Source organism: Massilia sp. 01N410 (assembly GCF_056399665.1).
Map to the genome: position 1 here is coordinate 17,539 of NZ_JBFTRV010000026.1, position 21,978 is coordinate 39,516.

Annotated in this window: 24 protein-coding genes; 11 read left to right on the top strand and 13 right to left on the bottom strand. The window is 67.0% G+C overall.

What is annotated here, in order from left to right; all coding sequences use genetic code 11:
- Positions 1 to 46 precede the first annotated feature (46 nt).
- Positions 47 to 2,662, bottom strand: a complete 2,616-nt coding sequence (locus tag AC1DOP_RS24645) for a M1 family metallopeptidase (RefSeq protein WP_442123636.1) — start codon at positions 2,660 to 2,662, stop codon at positions 47 to 49.
- A gap of 322 nt (positions 2,663 to 2,984) precedes the next feature.
- Between AC1DOP_RS24645 and AC1DOP_RS24650 the strand changes: the two genes are divergently transcribed.
- Positions 2,985 to 3,266 carry a flagellar protein FliT gene (locus AC1DOP_RS24650; RefSeq protein ID WP_442123635.1) on the top strand — a complete coding sequence of 94 codons (282 nt, stop codon included), beginning with the start codon at positions 2,985 to 2,987 and terminating at the stop codon, positions 3,264 to 3,266.
- Positions 3,267 to 3,310: 44 nt separating this feature from the next.
- A complete protein-coding gene (gene aac(6') / locus AC1DOP_RS24655) occupies positions 3,311 to 3,784 on the top strand; it encodes an aminoglycoside 6'-N-acetyltransferase (RefSeq protein ID WP_442123634.1) in 474 nt (157 codons plus the stop codon).
- Between the two features lie 8 nt (positions 3,785 to 3,792).
- On the opposite strand, the gene AC1DOP_RS24660 is transcribed toward aac(6'), so the two are convergent.
- On the bottom strand, positions 3,793 to 4,185 hold the full coding sequence (locus tag AC1DOP_RS24660; protein ID WP_442123633.1) for a winged helix-turn-helix transcriptional regulator: 393 nt from the start codon (positions 4,183 to 4,185) through the stop codon (positions 3,793 to 3,795).
- Positions 4,186 to 4,567: 382 nt separating this feature from the next.
- Positions 4,568 to 5,686, bottom strand: a complete 1,119-nt coding sequence (locus AC1DOP_RS24665) for a type IV pilus assembly protein FimV (protein WP_477253893.1) — start codon at positions 5,684 to 5,686, stop codon at positions 4,568 to 4,570.
- 96 nt (positions 5,687 to 5,782) lie between these two features.
- Between AC1DOP_RS24665 and fumC the strand changes: the two genes are divergently transcribed.
- The 3 genes from fumC (at position 5,783) to AC1DOP_RS24680 (ending at position 7,916) form a co-directional block, all read left to right on the top strand.
- Positions 5,783 to 7,177: a class II fumarate hydratase gene (fumC, locus tag AC1DOP_RS24670; RefSeq protein ID WP_477253895.1), complete on the top strand. Its 1,395-nt coding sequence runs from the start codon at positions 5,783 to 5,785 to the stop codon at positions 7,175 to 7,177.
- Between the two features lie 69 nt (positions 7,178 to 7,246).
- Positions 7,247 to 7,459 (top strand): RNA-binding S4 domain-containing protein, encoded by a 213-nt coding sequence (locus AC1DOP_RS24675; protein WP_477253897.1) that lies wholly within the window; start codon positions 7,247 to 7,249, stop codon positions 7,457 to 7,459.
- 166 nt (positions 7,460 to 7,625) lie between these two features.
- Positions 7,626 to 7,916, top strand: coding sequence for a DUF883 family protein (locus AC1DOP_RS24680; RefSeq protein ID WP_442123629.1), 291 nt, complete (start codon positions 7,626 to 7,628; stop codon positions 7,914 to 7,916).
- Positions 7,917 to 7,952: 36 nt separating this feature from the next.
- Here AC1DOP_RS24680 and bufB read toward each other — a convergent pair whose 3' ends face one another.
- From bufB to AC1DOP_RS24725, 9 genes are all read right to left on the bottom strand, one after another.
- Positions 7,953 to 9,632, bottom strand: coding sequence for an MNIO family bufferin maturase (gene bufB, locus AC1DOP_RS24685; protein ID WP_477253899.1), 1,680 nt, complete (start codon positions 9,630 to 9,632; stop codon positions 7,953 to 7,955).
- A gap of 3 nt (positions 9,633 to 9,635) precedes the next feature.
- Positions 9,636 to 9,917 (bottom strand): BufA1 family periplasmic bufferin-type metallophore, encoded by a 282-nt coding sequence (locus AC1DOP_RS24690; RefSeq protein ID WP_477253901.1) that lies wholly within the window; start codon positions 9,915 to 9,917, stop codon positions 9,636 to 9,638.
- A gap of 197 nt (positions 9,918 to 10,114) precedes the next feature.
- A complete protein-coding gene (locus AC1DOP_RS24695) occupies positions 10,115 to 10,315 on the bottom strand; it encodes a YjfB family protein (RefSeq protein WP_442123626.1) in 201 nt (66 codons plus the stop codon).
- A gap of 65 nt (positions 10,316 to 10,380) precedes the next feature.
- Positions 10,381 to 10,911, bottom strand: coding sequence for a molybdopterin-guanine dinucleotide biosynthesis protein B (mobB, locus tag AC1DOP_RS24700; protein WP_442123697.1), 531 nt, complete (start codon positions 10,909 to 10,911; stop codon positions 10,381 to 10,383).
- Positions 10,907 to 11,701 (bottom strand): general secretion pathway protein GspB, encoded by a 795-nt coding sequence (locus tag AC1DOP_RS24705; RefSeq protein WP_477253903.1) that lies wholly within the window; start codon positions 11,699 to 11,701, stop codon positions 10,907 to 10,909. Before AC1DOP_RS24705 ends, mobB begins: the two co-directional genes overlap by 5 nt.
- 1 nt (position 11,702) lies before the next feature.
- Positions 11,703 to 13,337 carry an ExeA family protein gene (locus tag AC1DOP_RS24710; protein WP_442124577.1) on the bottom strand — a complete coding sequence of 545 codons (1,635 nt, stop codon included), beginning with the start codon at positions 13,335 to 13,337 and terminating at the stop codon, positions 11,703 to 11,705.
- A 1-nt stretch (position 13,338) separates the two neighbouring features.
- Positions 13,339 to 13,839, bottom strand: a complete 501-nt coding sequence (locus AC1DOP_RS24715) for a hypothetical protein (RefSeq protein WP_442124578.1) — start codon at positions 13,837 to 13,839, stop codon at positions 13,339 to 13,341.
- Positions 13,821 to 14,006, bottom strand: a complete 186-nt coding sequence (locus AC1DOP_RS24720; protein ID WP_442124579.1) for a hypothetical protein — start codon at positions 14,004 to 14,006, stop codon at positions 13,821 to 13,823. The genes AC1DOP_RS24715 and AC1DOP_RS24720 overlap by 19 nt, the downstream gene beginning before the upstream one ends.
- A gap of 76 nt (positions 14,007 to 14,082) precedes the next feature.
- Positions 14,083 to 14,907, bottom strand: coding sequence for a metal-dependent hydrolase (locus tag AC1DOP_RS24725; protein ID WP_442124580.1), 825 nt, complete (start codon positions 14,905 to 14,907; stop codon positions 14,083 to 14,085).
- 145 nt (positions 14,908 to 15,052) lie between these two features.
- On the opposite strand from AC1DOP_RS24725, the gene AC1DOP_RS24730 reads away from it, so the two are divergent.
- The 4 genes from AC1DOP_RS24730 (at position 15,053) to AC1DOP_RS24745 (ending at position 19,349) form a co-directional block, all read left to right on the top strand.
- The gene (locus AC1DOP_RS24730) at positions 15,053 to 16,438 is read left to right on the top strand and encodes a GIN domain-containing protein (protein WP_477253907.1); all 1,386 of its coding nucleotides are present in this window, start codon (positions 15,053 to 15,055) and stop codon (positions 16,436 to 16,438) included.
- Between the two features lie 22 nt (positions 16,439 to 16,460).
- Positions 16,461 to 16,859, top strand: a complete 399-nt coding sequence (locus AC1DOP_RS24735) for a hypothetical protein (protein WP_442124582.1) — start codon at positions 16,461 to 16,463, stop codon at positions 16,857 to 16,859.
- 76 nt (positions 16,860 to 16,935) lie between these two features.
- Entirely contained in the window at positions 16,936 to 18,933 is a 1,998-nt protein-coding gene (locus AC1DOP_RS24740) for a CocE/NonD family hydrolase (protein ID WP_477253909.1), read from the top strand.
- 2 nt (positions 18,934 to 18,935) lie between these two features.
- On the top strand, positions 18,936 to 19,349 hold the full coding sequence (locus AC1DOP_RS24745; RefSeq protein WP_442124584.1) for a GFA family protein: 414 nt from the start codon (positions 18,936 to 18,938) through the stop codon (positions 19,347 to 19,349).
- Here AC1DOP_RS24745 and AC1DOP_RS24750 read toward each other — a convergent pair.
- Positions 19,283 to 21,325 (bottom strand): acyltransferase family protein, encoded by a 2,043-nt coding sequence (locus AC1DOP_RS24750; protein WP_477253911.1) that lies wholly within the window; start codon positions 21,323 to 21,325, stop codon positions 19,283 to 19,285. The genes AC1DOP_RS24745 and AC1DOP_RS24750 overlap by 67 nt on opposite strands.
- A 21-nt stretch (positions 21,326 to 21,346) precedes the next feature.
- On the opposite strand from AC1DOP_RS24750, the gene AC1DOP_RS24755 reads away from it, so the two are divergent.
- Positions 21,347 to 21,544 (top strand): hypothetical protein, encoded by a 198-nt coding sequence (locus AC1DOP_RS24755; protein WP_442124586.1) that lies wholly within the window; start codon positions 21,347 to 21,349, stop codon positions 21,542 to 21,544.
- Between the two features lie 115 nt (positions 21,545 to 21,659).
- A complete protein-coding gene (locus AC1DOP_RS24760) occupies positions 21,660 to 21,977 on the top strand; it encodes a hypothetical protein (RefSeq protein WP_442124587.1) in 318 nt (105 codons plus the stop codon).
- The last annotated feature ends 1 nt before the right edge of the window (position 21,978 follow it).

The following is a 21,978-nucleotide window of genomic DNA, read 5'->3' on the forward strand; positions in this document are numbered from 1 at the left end:
GAATTCCCTTCTTGTTGATTGATCTGCTTATTGTAGTACCTGGGGTTCATTTCAGCGCCTCGCGCACCTGTGGCAGCAGGCGCGCCTTCTGGGCCGCGCGCACGCGCACGCCATTGGCGACCCGCTGCGCTTCGACCTGCGCGTCGGCCTCGAAGTTCTGGCGAACGTAGTCTTCCATGCGCTGGGCGTCCTGGACGCTCGAGGACGCGGTGACGATGCCCGGGAACACCCGGTAGCGGTTCAGCGCATCCTGGGTTTTCATCAACGGCTCGCGGTTGGCGACGGCGAAGTTCCAGGCCTGGTCGAGGTGTTCGCGGCCCACGCCCAGCACGATGCGGGCGACCATGGTCGGCGGCGTCGACGGCGCCAGCGACATCTGCAGCACCTTGTCGGCCAGGGCCGAATCCTGGACCTGGATCAGCGCCCCGGTCAAGCGCGAGCGCTCCTCGTTGTTCTGGCTCGCGGCCAGGCGCCCGGCGATGGCGTCGAAGGTGGCGGCGTCGGCGTAGCGGCCGGCGGCCGAGGTGACGAAGCCGATCATCGCCGGGCTGACCGCGGCGGGTTCCTTCAGCCAGCGCTGGAAGCGGCTGCGGGCCTGGGTGATCGCCTCCTCGTCGCCGGCGCGGGCCAGGACGCCGGCCAGCAGGGCGCGCAGCTGGGCGTCTTCGGCGGTTTCGCCCGGCTTTTCGTCCCAGCCCAGTTTCGCCAGCTTCGGTTTTGCAAAGCCGATGATGAAGCGGCGGACCAGCGGCCGTTCCGGCTCGCCGCGCGCCAGCGCATCCAGGAAGTTCAGGTTGGCAGCGATAGCCTCCCAGACCGCCAGGCGCGGCTCGTCGGCCAGTTGGCCGGCCAGCTTCAGGTATGCCTCGAGCGGCACGCTGCCGGCCGTGACCTGGGTCCAGGTGTCGTTCAGGAGCTTCAGGCGGGTGGCGTCCGGCAGGTGCGCGGCCTGGCCGGCCAGGGCGTCGAAGCTGGGACGGTCGTACTGGATGCGGAAGTAGCCGACGCTGTGCGGATCCACCACCAGCGCGCCTTCGCAGCCCGGCAGCATCAGGCGGGTGCTGGCGCCGGACAGCAGGGTATACATGGCCTTGCCGTTCACGGTACCGACCTGCACGGGCACGTTCCACAGCCGGTTTTCGGTGGCCGGCTCGTCGAGGCGGAACTGCTGCTGGCTGAGGCTCACCTTGCGCTTGCCGTCCTCGCAGACCTGCTCGACCTTGATGAGCGGGAAGCCCGGCTGGGTGGTCCAGTCCGAGGCCAGCTTGCCGACCGGCTTGCCGGACGCCTGCTCCAGCGCCGCCCACAGGTCGCTTGACGTCGTGTTCGAGTACTGGTGCTTCGCCATGTAGGCGCGGATGCCCTTGCGGAAGGCGTCTTCGCCGAGATACGCCTCGAGCATGCGCAGGAAGGCCTGGCCCTTCTCGTAGGTGATGTCGTCGAAGGCGTCGGCGGCCTGGGCTTCGGTCTCGACCGGGGTCTGGATCGGATGGGTGGTCTTGCGCGAGTCGAGGTTCATGACGCGCTCGCGGTCGCCGATGTTGGCCAGGTAGGGCCGCCACTCAGGGTGGAAATGCTCGGTGGCCTTGGACGCCATCCAGGAGGCGAAGCCCTCGTTCAGCCACAGATTGTCCCACCAGGCCATGGTCACCAGGTTGCCGAACCACTGGTGGGCCATCTCGTGGGCGTTGACCGAGAATGTGCCCTGCTTGACGCTCTCGGGGCTGGTCTTCGGGTCGTACAGCAGGGTGTTCTCGTTGTAGACGATGCCGCCCCAATTCTCCATCGCGCCATTGAAACCGTTCGGGATCGCAATCTGGTCGAGCTTGGCCAGCGGATACGGCACGCCGAAGTAATTGTTATAGAAGTGAAGCAGGTCGCGGCTGGCGCTCAGCGCGAATGCGCCCTTGTCCTTCTTGCCCTCGGTGGTGACGACGCCGATCTCGACCCCGTCCTGCCTGGCACTGATGCGCTCGAACTCGCCGGCCGCCAGCACCACCAGGTAGCTCGGCATCTTCGGGGTCGGCTTGAAGCTGATGCGCTGCTTGCCGCCGGCAAGCTTGGCCTGCTTGTCGACCGGGGTATTCGAATAGGCCTTCAGGCCCGCCGGCAGGTCGACCGACAGGCGGAATTTCGCGCGAAAGGCGGGCTCGTCCCAGGTCGGCAGCATGCGCCGGGCGTCGGTCGGCTCCATCGTGGTGGCGATCAGCTTCTTGTCGGCCTTGCCGGCCTGGTAATTCACATAGAACAGGCCGCGCCCTTCCCGATTGATCTTGCCGCGGAAGGCCAGGTCCAGGCGGTAGCGCCCCGGCGCGAGTTCATGCGGAAGGGTGAAGCTGAGGGTTTCCTGCTTGTCGTCCAGCACCGGCGTCAGCTTGAGCTGCTTCATGCCCTTGCCCGACAGGGCCGCGCTCTCGATCTCCAGGGCGGCGGCGTTCAGCATGATGGTCGAGGTCGGTTTGAGGACGTCGATCTCGATGCCTTCGGTGCCGCTGAAGGTATTGGCCTCGATGTCCGGCGCCAGGTGGGCGATGTATTCGACCGGAACGACATCCTTGGGCAGCTTGCCCGGTGTCTTATCAAAAGAAAATGGTGCCTCAGCATGGGCACCAATGGCGGCAATGGCCAGCGCGGTAGCGCCGAACGCCTGGAATCGTCTCATGGACTTTTCTCCCTCTCTCTCATCTTGTTATCGTCGGCGCTGCTGTGGCGCACCGATCCACCCTGCACTATAGGCAAGAGAAATGGCAAGGATGACAGGATTGCGACAGACTGCAAAAAGCCGCGCTGGATTGCACGATCCGGGGAGCAGGTCGCATTCTGCCCCTTTCCTTCGTGCGCCACAGTCTGCCGGAAACGGGCATGATCTTGATGTCGAAAAATTTTTAAAAAAATCTTTCGAAAACCCTAAAGTTCCCTAAAGCGGAGCCGTTAAGGTCTTAGATACCCGGCAATCCGGCCGGAAAAATTGCTTTTGGTGCACCATGACGTCCAACGAAGTCCTCGCCATGTACGAAAACATCGCCGCCCTCAGCGGCCGCATGGCGGCAGCGGCCCGCGACGGCGACTTCGACGGCCTGGCCCGCCTGGAAACCCAGTGCGCCCTGCAGGCAAGCGCCACCAAGTCGGGCGTTCCGGCACTCGAAGGCGCCCAGCGCCTGCGCAAGATCGACCTGCTCAAGCAGATCATGGCCAACGACCGCGCTGTGCGCGACGTGACCGAGCCCTGGCATGGACAGCTCGAGCGGGCCATGAGCGCTCACTGAATCCTGCCTGGCCGGCATTTCCGGAAAAAAGCACAACCCCTGCGATGGCGACGTCTCAGGGGTTTTTTTCCATCCTTCCCTGCAGCGCCACCGGACAGGACGGCTGGCTGGACTTCCGGCAGGCGCTGTGGCCGGACTGCCCCAGGGACGAGCACCTGGCCGAGATGCAGTCCGCCCTCGATCTTCCGGACAAATACGCCCAGTTTCTGGCTTGCGGAGCGGACGGCCAGGCCGCCGGTTTCGTCGAAGCCTCGCTGCGCACGGACTATGTCAACGGGACGGATAGCTCGCCGGTGGCTTTTCTCGAAGGTATTTACGTGGCGCCGGCGTACCGCCGCCAGGGCGTCGGCAGACTGCTGGTTGCCGCCGTGGCCGCATGGGCCAGGGAACGGGGATGCCGCGAACTCGCATCGGATGCGCCACTGGACAACGTGGTCAGCCATGCCATGCACGCCGCGCTGGGCTTCGAGGAAACCGAGCGGGTGGTGTACTTCCGCAAACCCCTGCCCTCTTCCTGATCCCGGTCTCAGGCCCCTTGCGCCGTCGCGGCCGCCCTACCCTGCGCCGCCAGGATTCCCGCAATATTCCCCTCGATCCATTCGGCCAGCTCACCCAGCTTGCCGCTGATCTCTTCCCCCAGCGGCGTCAAGCGATATTCGACGCGCGGCGCGGCCGCCGTGTGGACGATGCGCTGGACGAAGCCGTCCTGTTCCAGCCATACCAGGGTCTGGGCCAGCATCTTCTCGCTGATGCCGCCGACCCTGCGGCGCAGCTCGCCGAAACGCTGGGCGCCGTCGCCCAGCGCCACCAGCAGCAGGACGCCCCAGCGGCTGGTCACGTGCTTGAGTATGTCGCGCGAAGGACAATGTTCGGAAAATATATCGCCGCGCAGGGCGGGGTCCGGGGATGCATCGTTCATGGAGTCTCCTTGCCAACCATGACATCCTAAGCCAAGCGGGGAAACTCAGCCGTCGCCTTGCGCGCAGGCATGTGCAGGCAAGAAAATGAGGGCAAGAAAAAACCCGCTGCGGAAGATCCGAGCGGGTTTTCAGGAATTGGGGAGTGCGAGCACCAGGTATCTCCTGGCGTCGCCTCTTGCCGGTTGCATCCGGCGTTCACCTGCCACTGTAGACAGGCAAACCGCTTCCGGGTACAGGCGTTTCTTCAACGATCATCTGGTTTCCGCGCCACGCTATCGGTGGTGGCTGCGCCAGATCCTGAGCCGTTTTTGTGGTCAAGAAGATCACATGCGAGCCAGTATAACGCAAATTTCGAGCTTGTGTAGACGAGTTTGTGTGCGCCTATTCGAAAGTCGGCTCGACCGCTTCCGGCGCCGGTTCCGGCGCCGCCTTCGCCGCCGGCGCACTGCGCGCGCCGATGCGCTGGCGCAGCCGTTCGATCAGGCGCGGTGCGGCCGGGATGTCGACATTGCGTACCGTCCGCTTACGCCGGCGCAGCAGCAAAGCGGCGCCCGACGCCAGCAGCAGCGCCGCCGCGCCGCCGATCCAGCTCCACGGCAGACCGGATTCCGGTTCGGGCGGCGGGGTCTTGGGCTTGCGCGGCACCAGGGGCTTGATCGCGCTGATCGGCTTGGGACCGGCCGGTTTTTGCGCGAGCTCGAGTACCGGGGCGGGCGCGGGGGCAGATGCGGCGGCGGATGCGGCAGGCGCCGTCGCGCCCAGGCTCGCCTGCAAGGATTTCACTTTGCCTTCCAGCACACCGATCTGTTTTTTCAGTTCGGCGTTCTTGCCGTCGAGGGCGGCGCAGACGCTGGCCTGCTCGGCTTGCTGCGCGCAGATGGCCGGCGCGGCGGCCTGGCGCGCGTGGCTGGGCAGCGGCAATGGCTTCGGCGCAGATGCTTTCGGTTCTGCATCGGCGGCCGGCTCGGGCTTGCGCACGGTGACGGCTTTGCGCGGAGGCAGGGAAACCGCCACCGGCGCGGCCTTCGGCGCCGGTTCCGTATGCGTCACCGCAGCCGGGACCGGGGCCGGAACGGGGACCGGCCCCGGTGCGGGTGCGGGCGCCGGATTCGGATCCGGTGTCAGCCACAAGGTGGCAAGACGCACCGTCCTCTGCCCCTTGTCGACCAGCTCCAGGTAGAGGTGCAGGTGCTCGCTGTCGACCTGGCGCAAGGTCGTCACGTGCAGGAACTGGCGGCCGTTGCGCCGCATCACCGACATAGTGGCGCTCGCCAGCACCGGCGGCATGGCGATGCCGGCGCCGTTGTAGACCTCGGGACTGGCCAGGCGCACGGACACGGCCGCCGACGGATCGTCGATCATGGTCAACTCGATATCGGCCACCAGCGGCTGCCCGATGTGGGACGACACGCGAGCCTCGCCCAGTTCGGCCGCGCGGGCGGAACCGAGGGCGGACAGCAGGACAAGCGTGGTCAGGAGACGGCGGGAGCAGTGGCGCATGGACGTGAAAAAAAGTGAAGCCTCAGCGTCATTAACGGCCGTTGCGGTACACTCTTTAACCGTGCTTCCCTACTAACAAAAAGTCAGGACATGTCTATGGAAAACAGGATCGAAAAGGACAGCTTCGGGCCGATCGAGGTGCCCGGTGGTCAACTGTGGGGCGCGCAGACCCAGCGCTCTCTGCACCACTTCCATATTTCGACGGAAAAGATGGCGCCGGAGCTGGTCGCCGCGCTGGCCCAGGTCAAGCGCGCCGCCGCCGCCGTCAACCGCTCGCTCGGCAAACTGCCGCCGGACAAAGCCGATGCCATCATGCGCGCCGCCGACGAGGTGCTCGAAGGCCGCCACCCGGGCGAATTCCCGCTGTCCGTCTGGCAGACCGGTTCCGGCACGCAGAGCAATATGAACATGAACGAGGTGCTGGCCAACCGCGCCTCCGAACTGATGGGCGGCGAACGCGGCGAAGCCAGATTGCTGCATCCGAACGACCATGTGAACATGGGCCAGTCCTCGAACGACATGTTCCCGACCGCGATGCACGTCGCCGCCGCCATCGCCGTCGCCAAGGACGTGCTGCCGGCACTGTCCAGGCTGCGCGGCACGCTCGAAGTGAAGGCGCGCGACTTCGCCGACATCGTCAAGATCGGCCGCACCCACCTGCAGGACGCGACCCCGCTGACCCTGGGCCAGGAATTCTCCGGCTACGTCGCCCAGCTGGAATTTGCCGAGCACGCGATCAAGAACACCCTGCCCGGCCTGCTGCAGCTGGCGGCCGGCGGCACCGCGGTCGGCACCGGGCTGAACGCGCATCCGGAATTCGCGAACCGCATCGCGGCTGAAATTTCTTCGCGTACCGGTTTGCAATTCAAGAGCGCACCGAACAAGTTCATGGCCCTGGCCGGCCACGACGCGATGGTGCTCGCGCACGGCGCCTTCAAGACGCTGGCGACGGCCCTGATGAAGATCGCCAACGACGTGCGCTGGATGGCGTCCGGCCCGCGCTCCGGCCTGGGCGAGATCACGATTCCCGAGAACGAGCCGGGCAGTTCGATCATGCCGGGCAAGGTCAATCCGACCCAGTGCGAGGCGATGACGATGCTGTGCTGCCAAGTGTTCGGCAACGACGTCGCCCTCACCATCGGCGGCTCGCAGGGCAATTTCGAGCTGAACGTGTTTAAGCCGATGATCGCCCATAACTTCCTGCAGAGCGCACGCCTGCTGGCCGACGGCATGCGTTCCTTCGACGAGCATTGCGCCCAGGGCATCGAGCCGAACCGCAAGCGCATCGGCGAGCTGATGGAGCAATCGCTGATGCTGGTGACCGCCCTGGCCCCGCATATCGGGTATGATCGCGCCGCGCAGATCGCCAAGACCGCCCAGCACGAAGGCCTGACCCTGCGCCAGGCGGCGCTACAGTCCGGCTTCGTCGACGAGGCGCAGTTCGATCAGTGGATCGTGCCGATCGAGATGACGCGGCCGCATCCGGGCTGAGGCGGACAAGCATTACCGAGGTCTTTGTCGGCCTCAACAGTACGACGCCGATTTTTAACCGAGGATAGAATGCAAACAACAACTTTTGAACTGACATCGGAGTTCATCGAACTCAACCAACTGCTGAAGATCGTCGGCTTCGTCGATAGTGGCGGTGCCGGCAAGAACATGGTCGCCAGCGGCGTGGTGTCGGTCGACGGCAAGAAGGAACTGCGCAAGACTGCCAAGATCCGTGCCGGCCAGGTCGTGAGCGTGGGCGATGTTCGGATCACCGTCCGCTAAAAAAGTTCCGCTTCGCTCACAAAAAAATGGTGCGTCCCGCCGGGCGCGCTTGCCGGGCCCACCGGATTAGCCGTCCCCGGCTGTAGGGGTGACGTTTGCGCGCTGACAAACTTGGGCAGTCCTCCTTCTCTATATTGAAGACGTACTACGGCAAAAGGTGAGGAAGATGGAAACCCCAGACCCCAGCTCAATGACGCAGCAGAGGCTCATCGGCGACCTGCGTCTCGTCATCGAAAACGCGGAAGAACTGCTCAAGAACACCGATCACTACACCGGTCTGGTGTACCAAAGCGCACGCGCCAAGCTGGCTATGGCGCTGAACGCAGCCAACGAAGAGTTGGCCCGCTTCGAGGAGGAACAGCTGTCCCGGATGATCGAAGCAACCCGGGCCGCCAACGAACTGCATCACGACCAGACCGGCGAAGAGCGCATCCTGCGCGCCTTCCACTACCACTGAAGCACCCGCGGGCCCAGCGCCCGCGCCGGCCCTGCCTCACGCCGAGGGCGGGCCGGCCTCCCCGAAGTCCTCCACCCGCACGATCCCCGTCACCAGCCCGCTCTTCAGCCAGCCGTCCAGCCAGGTTGCGATCGGCGCATCCTCGTCCAGGTCGAAGGCCGCATCGAAGGCGGCGCCGAAACTTTCTCCGTTTGCCAGCCGCAACAGTGCCGCGTATTCCGCCGCATCGGTCTCGCGCACGGCCACCTGCCAGCGCGCACGCAGGATCGCGGCGTGGCCGGGCCGGCGCTGCGGCTCGCCGACGGCGTCTCCCGCCAGCCAGAAGGCGGCCGTCGCCCACTCCGCCGCCTGCAGGCGCAGCGAGGGATGCAGGATGGCGCGGCTGGCTTCGAACTGCTGTGGGCTCAGGGTCGGCAGCACGGACAGCGGCGCGCCCTCGGCCGGCAATGAAGCATCGGAGGCATACCAGGATTCGTGCACCGACCATTCGAGGCGCGCAAGATCGGGCAGCCAGGGCCGCTCGCCATCACGTCCGATGAAGTCCGCCAGTTCCGCGCCGAAACGGTTCAGGTCCGGATCGCGGGCCGGGTAGGCTCGTCCATAGGCGCGCGCCAGGGCGTCGAAATCGTCTTCTCCCAGCACCTTGCGCAGCAGCGGATAGGCGGATGCCAGCGCGCGGCGCCAGGCGCTAAAGAGATTGCCGCGGTAGATGCCCAGGCGCGCCGGGTCGCCCTTGAGCCGGGGCGCCAGCAGCGGCAGCCGGGCGGCATCAAGCAAGGCGGCGCCGAAGGCCTGCTGCAGCTCGGCCAGCGCCTCGACGTCGGATGGCTGTACAGAAACCGGATACGATAATGCCCCGGTGGACACTGGCCTGATGGCCTGCGTCACCTCGGCGGCAATGCGCCCGGCCATCGCCGCCTCTTCCAGCAGCACCTCGAGCGCCGGCACGTCCGTGTCCCACTCGATCAGGGCCGGCACGGCGCCGAAGCGCGCCAGCGCCTCGCGGTACAGCGCCCACACCGGCGGCGCCACACGGTCACCATGGTGGTCGATGACGGCGTGTCCGGCGACCAGGTGGCCGCCCAGATGGAGTTCGCCGACCGCCCCCGGCGGCGCAAGGCTGGAAAACACATCCAGGGCCGCCAGCGCGTCCTCGCCGTGGTTGCACTGGTTGACGTAAAGATTGTTCACGTCGAGCAGGATGCCGCAGCCGGTGCGGCGCGCCAGGGCGGCCAGGAATTCCGCTTCGCTCATCGCGTCGCCCGCAAAGCGCAGGTAGGTCGAGACGTTTTCGACCAGGATGCGGCGCTTCAGCACTTCCTGCACGCGTTCGACGCGGGCGGCGACCAGGTCGAGGACGGCGCAGTCCAGGCGGAGCGGCAGCAGGTCGTTCAGCTGGCGGTCGCGCAGTGCGCCCCAGCTCAGGTGTTCGGAGACGAGTGCCGGTTCGATGGCCGCGGCCAGCTCGCGCACGCGTTGCAGATGTTGTTCGCAGAAACCCTGCGCCGAGCCGAGCCCCAGCCCGACGCCGTGCAGGCTGAGCGGATAATCGCGCCGCAGCGCTTGCAGTACATGCCAGTCCCAGCCCGAGCGGGCCAGGTAGTTTTCGGTATGGACTTCCAGCCATCCGGCCGCCGGGCGCTGCTCCAGCCACTGGCGGTAGTGCGGTGCGCGCAGGCCGATGCCGACGCCACGCGCCGGACGCGCCTCGTCCACGGCTTATTTACCCTGTTTGCCCTGTTGCGGCGGGTTCAGCCTGCCGCCCGACTTCTCGCAGCTGCCCTTGGGCACGGAACGCCATTCGGCCGGATCCTTGTCGACCGCCGCCTGGCCGGCGCAGCCATGGGTGGCGGTGCCGCAATCGTTCTGGCCGGCCTTGGCCACGCCGTAGCATTTTTCCTGCTCGCCCTTGGCTTGCATGTCCATCTGGCCGCTGGCCGACGCGTTGGCGGCGCACACGCTCGCGAGCGCGGCAGCAACGAGTGCTTGACGTTTATTCATGGATAGGGATCTCCTTCGGAATCCGTACGCCGGCGGGGACGGCCTTGTGCGGCTGCGCGCGGGCAGCGATGGTGGCGGCAAGAGCGGGTCATTATGCGGCCTGCCCTCGCGCCGGGTACGTGGATTGAGTAACGTGCCAGACGGCGATCCTGTTGACGCGCCCGGCTTGTTTTTGCCGGCGCCGTGCCGGCAAGGATTCAGGCGGTGGTGTTGACGTTCTTGCCCAAGTGCGCCGGCAGGTTCTGCGCCGGCGCGGCGGCCTGCACCGCGTCCAGCAGCTGGGTGGCGGTCGAGGCCTGGATGTCCTGGGCCTTTTTCAGCACGGCCATGCTGACATCCTGACGGGTGCCGGTATCGGCGATGCTGGTGGCGAGCTTGGCAATACCCATGACGTCCATGACGATCTCCTCTGTGTGGTCCTACTGCGCGTTATCCTGGTTTAACGGCAGGACCGGCCAGAACTTTAGCGTGCGGCCGCGATGCGCCGTTGAATCCAGCGCAATACCGTGGCCGGCTCGTTCAGATCGAGCCAGTCGACACCGGCAGCGAGGCCGGGCGGCGCCGGGACGTCGGACGCCACCGCGGCTATCTGCGCATCGTCCGGGTACAGCGGCGCACGTCCGAGTTCGGGGCGATACACCTCGAGCTTCGGGATTGCCGCCCATTTATAGCCTTCGACCAGGGTCAGGTCGGCCGGCGCCAGGCGCGCCAGCTGCTCTTCCAGCGATGGCTCCGGTGCGCCGCGCAGCTCGTGCATGATCGCGAATCGGTAGGGAGAGGCGATCATGACCTCGCCGGCGCCGGCCTGGCGCAGGCGGGCGCTGTCCTTGTGCGGCGGCTCGAGCACGATGTCGTGGTGGCTGTGCTTGATGACGTTGACGCGCAGGCCTTCGGCGGCCAGTCGGCCCACCAGGTATTCCAGCAGCGTGGTCTTGCCGCTGCCGGACCAGCCGATCACGCCCAGCACCTGGCCGGCGGCCAGCCGCACCTCAATAAGCGACACGATAGCGGATCCCCCGGAAATTCATCACGGCCGCCTTCGGCAACAGCCTTTCCAGCAGCAGCCCCGGCGCGACTTCCTCGCCTTCGTGGCGCAGCGCCTTGTCGACAATCAGCAGGCGATCCGCCGGATTGGCCGAGTACATATAGCCGCCGAATGTCACGCGCGGGATGTCGCGCTGGATGATGTCGGGCAACTGGTGCAGGTAGGGATAGCTGTCTTCCGGCACCGGCGCAGGTACGGGCGCGGCTGCCGCGGCGCGCGGTGCGGCGGCGGGCGTCGCCGCAAGTGCGGGTCCAGTGGCCGGCGTCGCTGCGCGTGCCGGCGCGACGGCCGGCGGCGCATCGGCCCCTGCCCTGCCGGCGGCGACGGCTGGCGCGGGACGCGCGGGCGCTTCGGCCACGTGCACAGTGCGCGGCGCCGGCGCCGGCGGTGCGCTCACCACCAGCGTGTTCGAAGCGGCACCCGCAGCCACCGACGGCGCAACGCCCTGGGGGGAGGCCACCGGCGGCGGTACCGCGGCTGGCACTGCGGCTGGCACTGCAACGGCAGACACAGCAGGCGTGGCCGCCGGCGCCGCCGGTCCGGCACCGCGCTGCCAGATGAACAGCCCGCCGAGCGCCACCACCAGTACGCCCGCGCCCAGGCCGATGAACAGCGGCCTGCGGCTGGCGGAAAGGCCCGGCTGGGCGGCCTGCACCGGCTGCGGCGCGTGGATGGTGGGCGCGTTACCCAACTGGCGTTCGGCCTGGGCCTTCTTCAGGGCTTCGAGGATATAGGACATATTATTTTCCCGTTCCGTTGCTCGCGAGCAAGCGTGGCTCGTCGACCCCGCTCAACTGGTTCAGGCGCATATAGGTGCGCGGCCCGGCCACGCCGTCCGCCTTCAGGTTCTGCTTCGACTGGAAAGCGCGCAGCAGGCGGCGCGTCGGCTCGTCGAGCGGCTGCTCGGTACGCGGCGCCGTCAGCTGGTTCAGTTCCGCCAGGCGGGCGGCGATCCAGTCGACGTCCGGGCCGGTGTCGCCGGGATGGACTTCGTCGCGGAAGGCGCGCGGCACTTTCCACAAGGTCGTGTATTCGCCGTCGAAACGGGTCGCCAGTGCGCCCAGGCTGACCTTCTGGCGCTGGCCGTTGACGCTCAGGGTGGCGCTGTCGGCATCCATCGAGCTCAATACCGCATAGCCCAGCTTCTGGCCGTCATGCAGGGCGACGATGGCCGGACGGTCGAGCAGGCGCAGCTCGTAGAGGCCGCCGCGCCCCTGGTAGCAGCGCAGGTTCAGCTTCGGCGCGCCCTGGCAAGGTGTGTCGGTCGGCAGTTGCTGGCCCCACAGGGTGCCGAGTTCGCGCAGGGCTTCGGTCTGGGTCGCCAGCAGCAGGGGTTTCGCGGGCGCCTGTGCAGCGGCAGGCAGCGCCCCCGCATTCGCCGGAGCCTTCGGTCTGGCCGAAGGCTGAGCCTTTGGTGCGGCCGCAAGCGCGGATGGTGCGGGCGGCGCGGGATTATGCGGCACAGCCTGCCAGGCCGCGGCGCTGATCGCGGCGCCGGCCAGCACCCCGCCCGCCACCAGCGGCCAGCGCATGGGTGCGCGCGGCGCCCGTTCTTCACCTGCAAATACTTCCTGGGCGGCGCGGCGCAGGATTTTCGGCGTCACTTCGCGGCTGTTCTCGACATAGGCGCCGAGCAGCGCGCGGTCGCACAGCAGGTTGATCCGGCGCGGCACCCCGTGCGTGAGACGGTGGATCAGCGGCGCCAGCGAGGCCGGGATCGGGTTGCCCGGATGCGCCCCCGCCACCGTCAGGCGGTGGGCGATGTAGGCGCCGGTCTCGGATGCGGACAGCGGGCCCAGGTGGTAGCGCGCGATCACGCGCTGGGCCAGCTGCTCCAGCTCGGGCTGGGCCAGCATGGTGCGCAGCTCGGGCTGGCCGATCAGGATGATCTGCAGCAGCTTGCGCTCGCTGGTTTCCAGGTTGGTCAGCAGGCGCAGCTGTTCCAGCACCTGGGGCGAGAGGTTCTGGGCCTCGTCGATCACCAGCACGTTGTTGTGGCCCTGGGCATGGCTGTCCAGCAGGTAGCCGTTGATGGCGTCGACATAAGCCTTCACGCCGAGTGCCCCGCCCGATGCGGGCGGCAGCTCGATGCGGAACTCGTCGCAGATCGTCAGCAGCAGTTCCTCGACCGTCAGCTTCGGGTTGAAGATATAGGCCAGGCGGCAGTTGTCGGGAACCTGCTCGATGAAGCAGCGGCAGACCGTGGTCTTGCCGGCGCCAATTTCTCCGGTGAGCAGGACGAAGCCGCCGCCGCTGCCGATCCCGTACAGCAGGTGGGCCAGGGCCTCGCGATGGCGCTCGCTCATGAAGAGGTAGCGCGGGTCCGGCGCGATCGAGAACGGCTGTTGCGTCAGATTGAAGTAGGTGGTGTACATACTAGTGCCGCGGCAGCGGTTTGAACTTCGCGCAGTATATTTTGCTTTTGGTATTGTAGTAAGCGATCGTGCTGCCGGGGGCGGATATGCGCAAAGGATAGGGCGAAGCATCCGCCGCCGGATAGGGCACGCCGGACACGCGCCGGATCGACTGTTCCAGTTCGTCCGGCGGCACCTCGGCCACCGCGGCCAGGAAGGCCAGCTCGCTGGTGTCGTCGCTGACCATCACCTCGGTGACCGGGGCGCCCCACAAGGTGGCCTCGCCGGTGCGGAACCAGTAGGCCCCGCCCTCGTGCTTGTAGGGCGCGCCGAAATGGGTGCTGAGCCAGGAATGGAAATACTTGTTGTCGATCTGGTCGTGGCACAGCAGCGCACCGCCGATCACCGTACCGAAGGTGGACGGCTGCTTGTCCTGGGCTTGCGCGCAGGCCGCGCCGGCCGCGGCGATCAGGAACAGCGACAGCAGCGCCGCCCGCAACGGGGTCAGAGCTTCGACAGCCATGCGCGGTTGGCGGCGATCTTCGCCTTCACCGACGCCGGCAGGGCGTCGTAGCAGCCGGGATGCTGCTTGAGGGCGTGCTCGCGCACTTCCTTCTCCATGCCGTTGACGAGAAATACATAGACGGAGGCACCTTCCGCATTCTTGCGTGTGCCCAGATAGCGAATCACAGATAGTCTCCTTGCACTAGCCATCCATTATGACACCCGCACCCGGATCCGGCCACGGGGAGCGCGCAAGCGGATTTCAGGCCCGGGTGCGGCCGATCGCACGGACGCTGTCTTCGTTGCTCTCGAGCCACGTCCGCAGCAGGGCCCGATTGTCGTGGCGCCAGGGGTGGAATCGCGGCGACAGATAGCCCAGCCCAGGCGTCATGAGGCTCCAGGCCATGCCGCGCCAGCCGAACCAGGCGCGCGCCGCGCTGGTCCAGGTGCCCGGGCGCCAGACGGCGCGGTCGCGCCGCAGGTTGTGGACGGTCTGCCAGTTGGTGTCCAGCCAGAACGCCAGGCTCACATGGAGGTACCAGATCGCCCGCTTCCAGTAGCCGCCGCCGGCCGCCCGGTAGACGTCGAAGGCGACCGCCTTGTGTTCCAGTTCCTCGGCGGCGTGCCAGCTCCACAGCGTGCGCAGGCGCGGCTCGGCGCCTTGCAGCCATTCGGGGTGGCGCAGCACGTAATCCGCCAGCATCGCCGTGTAGTGCTCCAGCGCGCAGGTGATGGCCAGGCGGTCCTGCACCGGCAGCCGGCGGATCCGCTCCACCTTCCACTTCATCCTGGGCTCGAGCGTGTAATCGAAGCCCTGGCGCGCCAGTTCGGCATTGAACTGCTGGTGCATGAAACGGTGGCTGGCCTCCTGGCCGACGAAGTCCTTCACGTCGGCGCGGAGGAGCGGATCGAGGATGGCCTCCGGCGGCGCCGCGCGCACGCTGTCGATGAACATCTGCTCGCCAAGCGGAAAACTCATCGACAGCGCATTCATGAAGGCGGTGCGATAGACGTCGCCGCCCATCCAGTGGCGCGGAAAGCCCGAGGACAGGTCGAGGTTCGGCTTGCGGACGGTGAGCGTGGACATGGGAATAATATACCCCGTCCAGCCCCCGTCTTTTGCAGTTGGTGCCGCGTTTTTGCGCGTCTGTCGTTTTTCGCATGCAGACAGGACAAGCTTGCCATATCGTTCAGGCTCCGGACACCGTCCACCCTTCCACAAGAACGAGATCATGAAGACCGTCCCCAAGCGCATCGCCCTCGCCATCGCCCTCGTCGCCGCCTGCGGCGCCGTCGCCAGCCACGCCAGCTTCGCCCAGCCGGCGAGAGAGCAAAGCGCGCGAGCGCAGGCGCAGCCCTACGGCATCGTCACCGAGCAGCGCCAGGTCGGCGCCTTCAGCGCGATCGAGCTGTCCGGCCCCTACCGCGTCGTGATCGATGCCCAGGCGCGCCAGGCGGTGCAGGTCTCGGGCGAGCGCAAGGACCTCGACGGCATGGAAGTCGCGGTGCGCGGCGACACCCTGGTGGTGCGTCCGGTCGAGCGCTCCGGTTTCAGCTTCAGCTTCGGCAGCCGCAAGCGCCGCGACCAGACCACCGTCGCCATCGGCGCCGCCGGACTGAAGAGCCTGCGCATGAACGGCAGCGGCGACGTCGAACTGGCCCAGGCGGGCGGCGACCGCTTCACCCTGGTCAGCAACGGCCCCGGCGACCTGCACGCGAGCGGCGCGGTGCGCCAGCTGGTGCTGGAAAGCAGCGGCAGCGGCGACCTCGACCTGCGCCGCATGAAGCTTGCCGATGCCGACGTCAACATGCACGGCCCCGGCGACGTCCACCTGGCCGGCATCGCCAACGAGCTGGCGGCCCAGATGAGCGGCTCGGGCGACCTCACCGCCGACGGCCTGCGGGTTGCGCGGGTGTCGGCCAGCATGCGCGGCCCCGGCGACCTCAAACTGTCCGGCAGCAGCCGCTCGCTGGAACTGGAAAGCAGCGGTTCGGGCGACTTCGAAGGCTGCGACCTGCTGGTCGAAGGCGCGCGCAGCGTGCAGCGCGGTCCGGGCAATGCCTGCATCGCCGGCAACATCCGCAAGTTCGACGCCGAAATCCACGGTTCGGGCGACCTGACGGCACGCGGCCTGCAGGCGGCCACCGGCCAGCTGCGCATGGGCGGCCCCGGGAATGCCCAGCTGGCCGGCGACATCGGCGACCTGACGCTGGAGCTGAGCGGTTCGGGCGACCTGAACGGCGAGAGCCTGAAGGTGCGCAAGGCCATCGTGCGCAGCCGCGGCCCGGGCGGCGTCAGGCTGCAGAACGTCTCCGACACCCTGGACGCCGAACTGCGGGGCTCCGGCGAGCTGACCGCCAGCATGTCCGGCAAGCGCTTGCTGCTGCGCATGGACGGTCCCGGCGACGCCCGCATCGACGGCAGCGTGGACCAGTTGAGCGCCCGGATCAACGGTTCCGGCAGCCTCGCAGGCCGCCGCCTGAACGTCGGCCAGAGCGACATCCAGGTGCGCGGCCCCGGCAGCGCTGCCGTCAACCTGGCCGGCACGGACAAGCGCAACGCCGAGCGCGGCCAGCTGCTGGTCGACCGCAGCGGCACCCACCGCTCCGCCGACTGAAGGACGCATCGAAGGAAGCACCATGAAAGCCTTCCTCGACGCCATCGAAACCCGGCTGCGGCGCCGGCCGGGCTGGCTGAGGACCCCGTCCGCGCCGGCGATCCTGGTCTCCGACACCTGCTTCGCGGTGCGCGGCCTGGTCGTGCCCTGGGACGCGATCAGCCGCATCCGCGCCTGGCGCGGCGACCCGTCAGGCGGTACCCAGCCCTGGCGCGACCATCATGGCGACATCTGCCTCGACATCGCCGCCGACCTCGACGCCCGCATCATCACCGTGAGCGAGAGCCAGCGCGGCTTCGACGACCTGGTCGCCATGGCCGACCGCAAGATGACCTTCCCGCTCGGCTGGTGGGACCATCTCGACGGCCCGGCCACGCGGCGCCAGGGCACCCTCCTGTTCGAGCGCTTCACGCACGGCTGATCCCGCCCCTGCTTCCTTGTGCTAACGTAGCGGCGGCGCTACTTCGCCCCACGACAAGACCAGAACAAGGACGCCCATGAAGTCACCAAGCACCACGGTCGCACGCAGGTACGCGCTCGCCTGCGCGCTTGCCCTCGCCGGCCTCGCCCAGGCCCAGACGGCAGCGCCGACGCCGACGCCGCCGGCCCCGCAATACCCCGCCCTGCCCTCGGAAACACCGGCCGAATTCGTAGCCCCGACCGCCGGCTTCAACTACGTCAAGCGCAGCGTGATGATCCCGATGCGCGACGGCACGCGGCTGAACACCGTCATCATCGTGCCCAAGGGCGCGAAGAATGCCCCCATCCTGCTGACCCGCACGCCCTACGACGCGTCGAGCCTGACCAACCATGCCGAAAGCTCGGACATGGAATCGATCCTGAGCGGCTACGACAACGCCGCCGACGTGATCGTCCAGGGCGGCTACATCCGCGTGGTGCAGGACGTGCGCGGCAAGTACGGCTCGGAAGGCGACTACGTGATGAACCGCCCCCTGCATGGCCCGCTGAACCCGACCCCGGTCGACCACTCGACGGACACCTACGACACCATCGACTGGCTGGTCAAGAACATCCCCGAGACCAATGGCCGGGTCGGCATCATCGGCATCTCCTACGACGGCTTCCTGCCCCTGATGGCCTTGGTGAATCCGCATCCGGCGCTGAAGGCCGCGGTGCCGATGAACCCGATGGTCGACGGCTGGATGGGCGACGACTGGTTCCACCACGGCGCGTTCCGCCAGATTAATCTTTCCTACATCCTGGAGCAGGTGGTCACCCGCGGCAATGCCGCAAAATGGTACGTCTCGAACTACGACGACTACGACATGTACATGCGCGCCGGTTCGGCCGGCGCCCTGGCGCGCGAACGCGGCCTGGAACAGAGCGGCTTCTGGCGCAAGCTCTCGCAGCACCCGGCCTACGACAGCTTCTGGCAGCAGCAGGCGATGGACAAGATCCTGGCCGCGCAGCCGGTCACGGTGCCGACCCTGCTGGTGCACAGCCTGTGGGATGCCGAGGACATCTACGGTCCGGTGGCCGTCTACAAGGCGATCAAGCCGAAGGACACGAACGGCCTGGTGCACCTGACGCTGGGCCCATGGAACCACGGCGGCGCGATCGGCGACGGCAGCAGCCTGGGCGCGCTCAAATTCGGCACGGACACCGCGCTGTACTGGCGCCAGGAAGTGCTCAAGCCCTTCCTCGACCGCTACCTGAAAGGCGACACCAATACGCCCCCGATCCCGGCCGTCACGGCGTTCGAAACCGGCACCAACAAGTGGCGCACCCTCGCCTCCTGGCCGAGCGGCTGTCCCGAAGCCGGCGCCTGCGCGATCAAGCCGGTCCCGCTGCGCCTGGCGGCGAACCAGAAGGCGGTGCTGGGCGGTGCGCCCGAGGCGAAGGCCTACGACGAATACGTGTCCGATCCGGCCAAACCGGTGCCCTTCCGCCAGCGCCCGATCCCGCCCTACGGCTACGACGAAGCCAAGGGCCAGACCTGGCCGCGCTGGATGGTCGACGACCAGCGCGAAGCCTCGGGCCGCACCGACGTCGCCACCTTCGTGTCCGACGTGCTGACGGTGCCGGTGAAGATCAGCGGCGAACCGGTCGCCAACCTGGTCGCCTCGACCAGCGGCACCGATTCGGACTGGGTGGTGAAGCTGATCGACGTGTATCCGGACCAGGTGGGCAGCCAGCCGCAGATGGGCGGCTACCAGCTGATGATCTCGGGCGACATCTTCCGCGGCCGCTACCGCGAAGGCTACGACAAGCCGAAAGCCCTGGCCGCCAACAAGCCGCTGTCCTACCGCTTCGACCTGCCGACCGCGAACCACGTCTTCCTGCCCGGCCACCGCATCATGGTGCAGGTGCAGTCGAGCTGGTTCCCGCTGTACGACCGCAATCCCCAGACCTTCGTCGACAACATCTTCTTCGCCAGGCCGGAGGATTATAAAAAGGCGACGCAGCGGATCTACCACAGCAGCTATATCGAGCTGCCGCTGGTGGAGAAACCGATGTCGGCGGCGGCGCGCTGAGCATGGCCGGCCTCGCAAGCCACCGTGGCAGCTGCCATTGCGGCGCGGTCGCCTTCGAGGCCGAGGTCGACCTGTCCAGGGGCACGATCCGTTGCAACTGCGCGCTGTGCACCAAGCAAGGCAACTGGGCGGCGATCGTGCCTGCGGACGCCTTCCGCCTCCTGCGCGGCGAGGCGGCGCTGACCGAGTACCGCTGCAACACGCGCACCGAGCAGCACTTCTTTTGCGCCACCTGCGGCGTGCGGCCCTTCGGCAAGGGAAGCTCGCCGCGCTGGGGCGCCTACGTGGCGCTCAGCGTGCACTGCCTGGACGGACTGACGGACGAGGAGCTGGCCGCGGTGCCGGTCAGCTACCTCGACGGCAGGAACGACAACTGGGATCTTGCGTCAGTGCCGTTCAGCGCCGGATCAAGGTAGCGCACCCTGCTGCGCACGTAGAAGGGCCGCATGTGGACCGGATCGGTGTAGATCGGTTCGCCGGCGGCATTCACGGTCGGGCAGATGCCGTTCCTGCAGATGGTGTCGACCGGGTCGATGGGGATCGCGCCGGTGTCCTGGGCGATCCGCAGCAGGCGATTGCGCGGTTCGGCGTTGTCGCTGTAGAAGCGGTCGACGCGGAAGGGCGCCAAGTCCGTGCGCGGCTTCATTTCGCCGAAGCGCGAGCCGGTGATCATCGAGCGCGGATCGAACATGTCGCCGGAAGGCGGCTGCAGGATCAGGTAGACGCGTTTGCCGGCTTCGCGCAGCCGCGCCACCGACCGGTGCAGCGTGGCGTAGGCGACCTGGTGCGCGGGCTTGGCCGGGAAGGTCCGCAGGACGCCCTCGACCGGCATCTGGACATCGTTTTGCCAATTGGCAAAATAAGCGTACCACGACGCCGCGATGACCACGGTGTCGACCTCCGGCGATGCCGCCAGCCGGTAGGCATTCTCGACCGACTGGGTGCAGGTCGGATAGCGCAGGCGCGGCAGGCGCACCGCGCCTTCGATCGGCGGACAGCCGCCCTGGGTCGCAAAGATCACGTTGTGGCGGTCGAAGCGCGATTCGCGCAAGCCCTGCGACACCAGCGGCGCATACTGCTCCATGACCGAATCGCCGATCAGGACCGTGGTCCCCTTGCCCTGCCCCACCAGTTGCTGGAACAGCGAGCCCTTGTAGTGCAGCGGCTTCATCGCCGGATCCGGGAAGCCGAGATCGTTCAGCGCGCCCATGTAGCGGGCGACCGCGGTGGACGGCATGCGCTCATGCAGCAGGCCCGCCTTCACCATCCCCCCGAGCACGCCGAAGCAGGCCATCGCCACCACCAGTCCCTGGATCGCGCGGCGGCGGTTCGGCGCCTTCTGCACCGGCCGCTCGACCAGGTGGTAAGTCAGGAAGGCCAGCGCCAGCGCCGCCAGCACCAGCACCGCTTTCAGGAGCGCCGAGGGCTTCTCGCCTTCGATGATGTAGCCGAAGGACAGCAAGGGCCAGTGCCACAAATAGAAGGGATAGCTGACCAGGCCGACCGCCACCATCAGCCTGTTGCCGAGCAGGCGGCGGCTGATGAAGGAAACGTTGCCGGCGGCGATCAGCGCGCAGGTGCCCAGCACCGGCAGCAGCGCCCAGGCGCCGGGGAAGTCGGCCTGCCCCTTGATCAGGACCGCGCCCAGCACCAGCAGCACCAGGCCCAGCGCCGACACCAGTCCGGGACGCGGCAGCAGCGGGCTTTTCTTGGTCATCGCATAGGCCACCAGGCCGCCGCAGGCCAGTTCCCAGAAGCGCGACACTGGAGAAAAATAGGCCGCCGCCGGATCGTTGAAGGTGGCGTAGAGCCCGTACAGGAAGGAGCCGGTGAGCGTGAGCGCGAGGAAGGCCAGGATGCCGAAGCGGACGCGGAAGCACAGCGCCAGCGCGACCGGCCATATCAGGTAGAACTGCTCCTCCACGCCCAGCGACCACAGATGCAGCAGCGGCTTGGTGACGGAGTCGTTGTCCCAGTAACCGGACTCGCTCCACAGCACCAGGTTGGACACGAAGCCGGCCGCCGCCGCCACGTGCTTGCCGAGTTGGGCGAATTCCTGCTGCAACAGGACGTACCAGCCGAAGGCCAGTACCGCGAGCACGACGGTGATGAGGGCCGGAAAAATGCGCCTGATCCGGCGCACATAGAAGCCGCGGATCGTGAATTCGCGCTGCCTCAGGTCCTTCAGGATGATCGAGGTGATCAGGAAGCCGGAGATGACGAAGAAGATGTCGACGCCGATGAAGCCGGAACGCAGCCACTTGGGCCAGGCATGGAACAGCACCACCAGCCCGACGGCAACGGCGCGCAATCCGTCGATATCCGGACGGTAGGCGATCGAGTGTGCTGCGCTTCCCTGAAAAAACCCCTTGTTGCCCCAGCGAACATCCATGTACCAACCTCCACGTGACGCGTGACCGCAGTCTTGCTCAACGATTATGGCGTGTCAAACAAGCTGTCAATCGTGCGCCGCAAGGTGCTTGCCCTTGGCTATCGTCGTTACATGGCCATCGAAGCATCTTCCACCCTGCGCCGCGTCGTCCCGTTCGCATTCGACACCCTCGGTGCTTGCCTGGAGAAATCGCTGGTGGTCGATTACCGGGCGCAATAATCGTACTGGCTCCGCCGTTGCGAAAGAATCACGCAAAATTTCCATGTGGAAATGATAGAATCGGCGACATGCATGCGCGGCATACGCCCGCTGCGAGATTTACCTGGAATTCAGCATGTCCGTTACCAAGCTCGCTTCTGAGAAAAAGGCGCGATTCAACTATATCTACTGCCTCGACCTCATCGCTTTCGTCTGCATTTTCGTCATCGCCGGCCGGCCCGACGGATTGGCGATCACCGCCAGCGCATTGATCCTGGGCGTCGGCGCGCTGATTTACCGATGCGTGCTGGGCATCAAAGCGAAGTTCAGCGCGCCGGCCAGGCAGCGCAAGTCCAAGCACGAGTTCGCCCAGCGCGACCAGGCCGCGGCGGTCGCCACGGCTCCCCTCCCCGCCAAGCAATTAAGCAAGTCCTGGCTGCGCGATTCAGAATAGC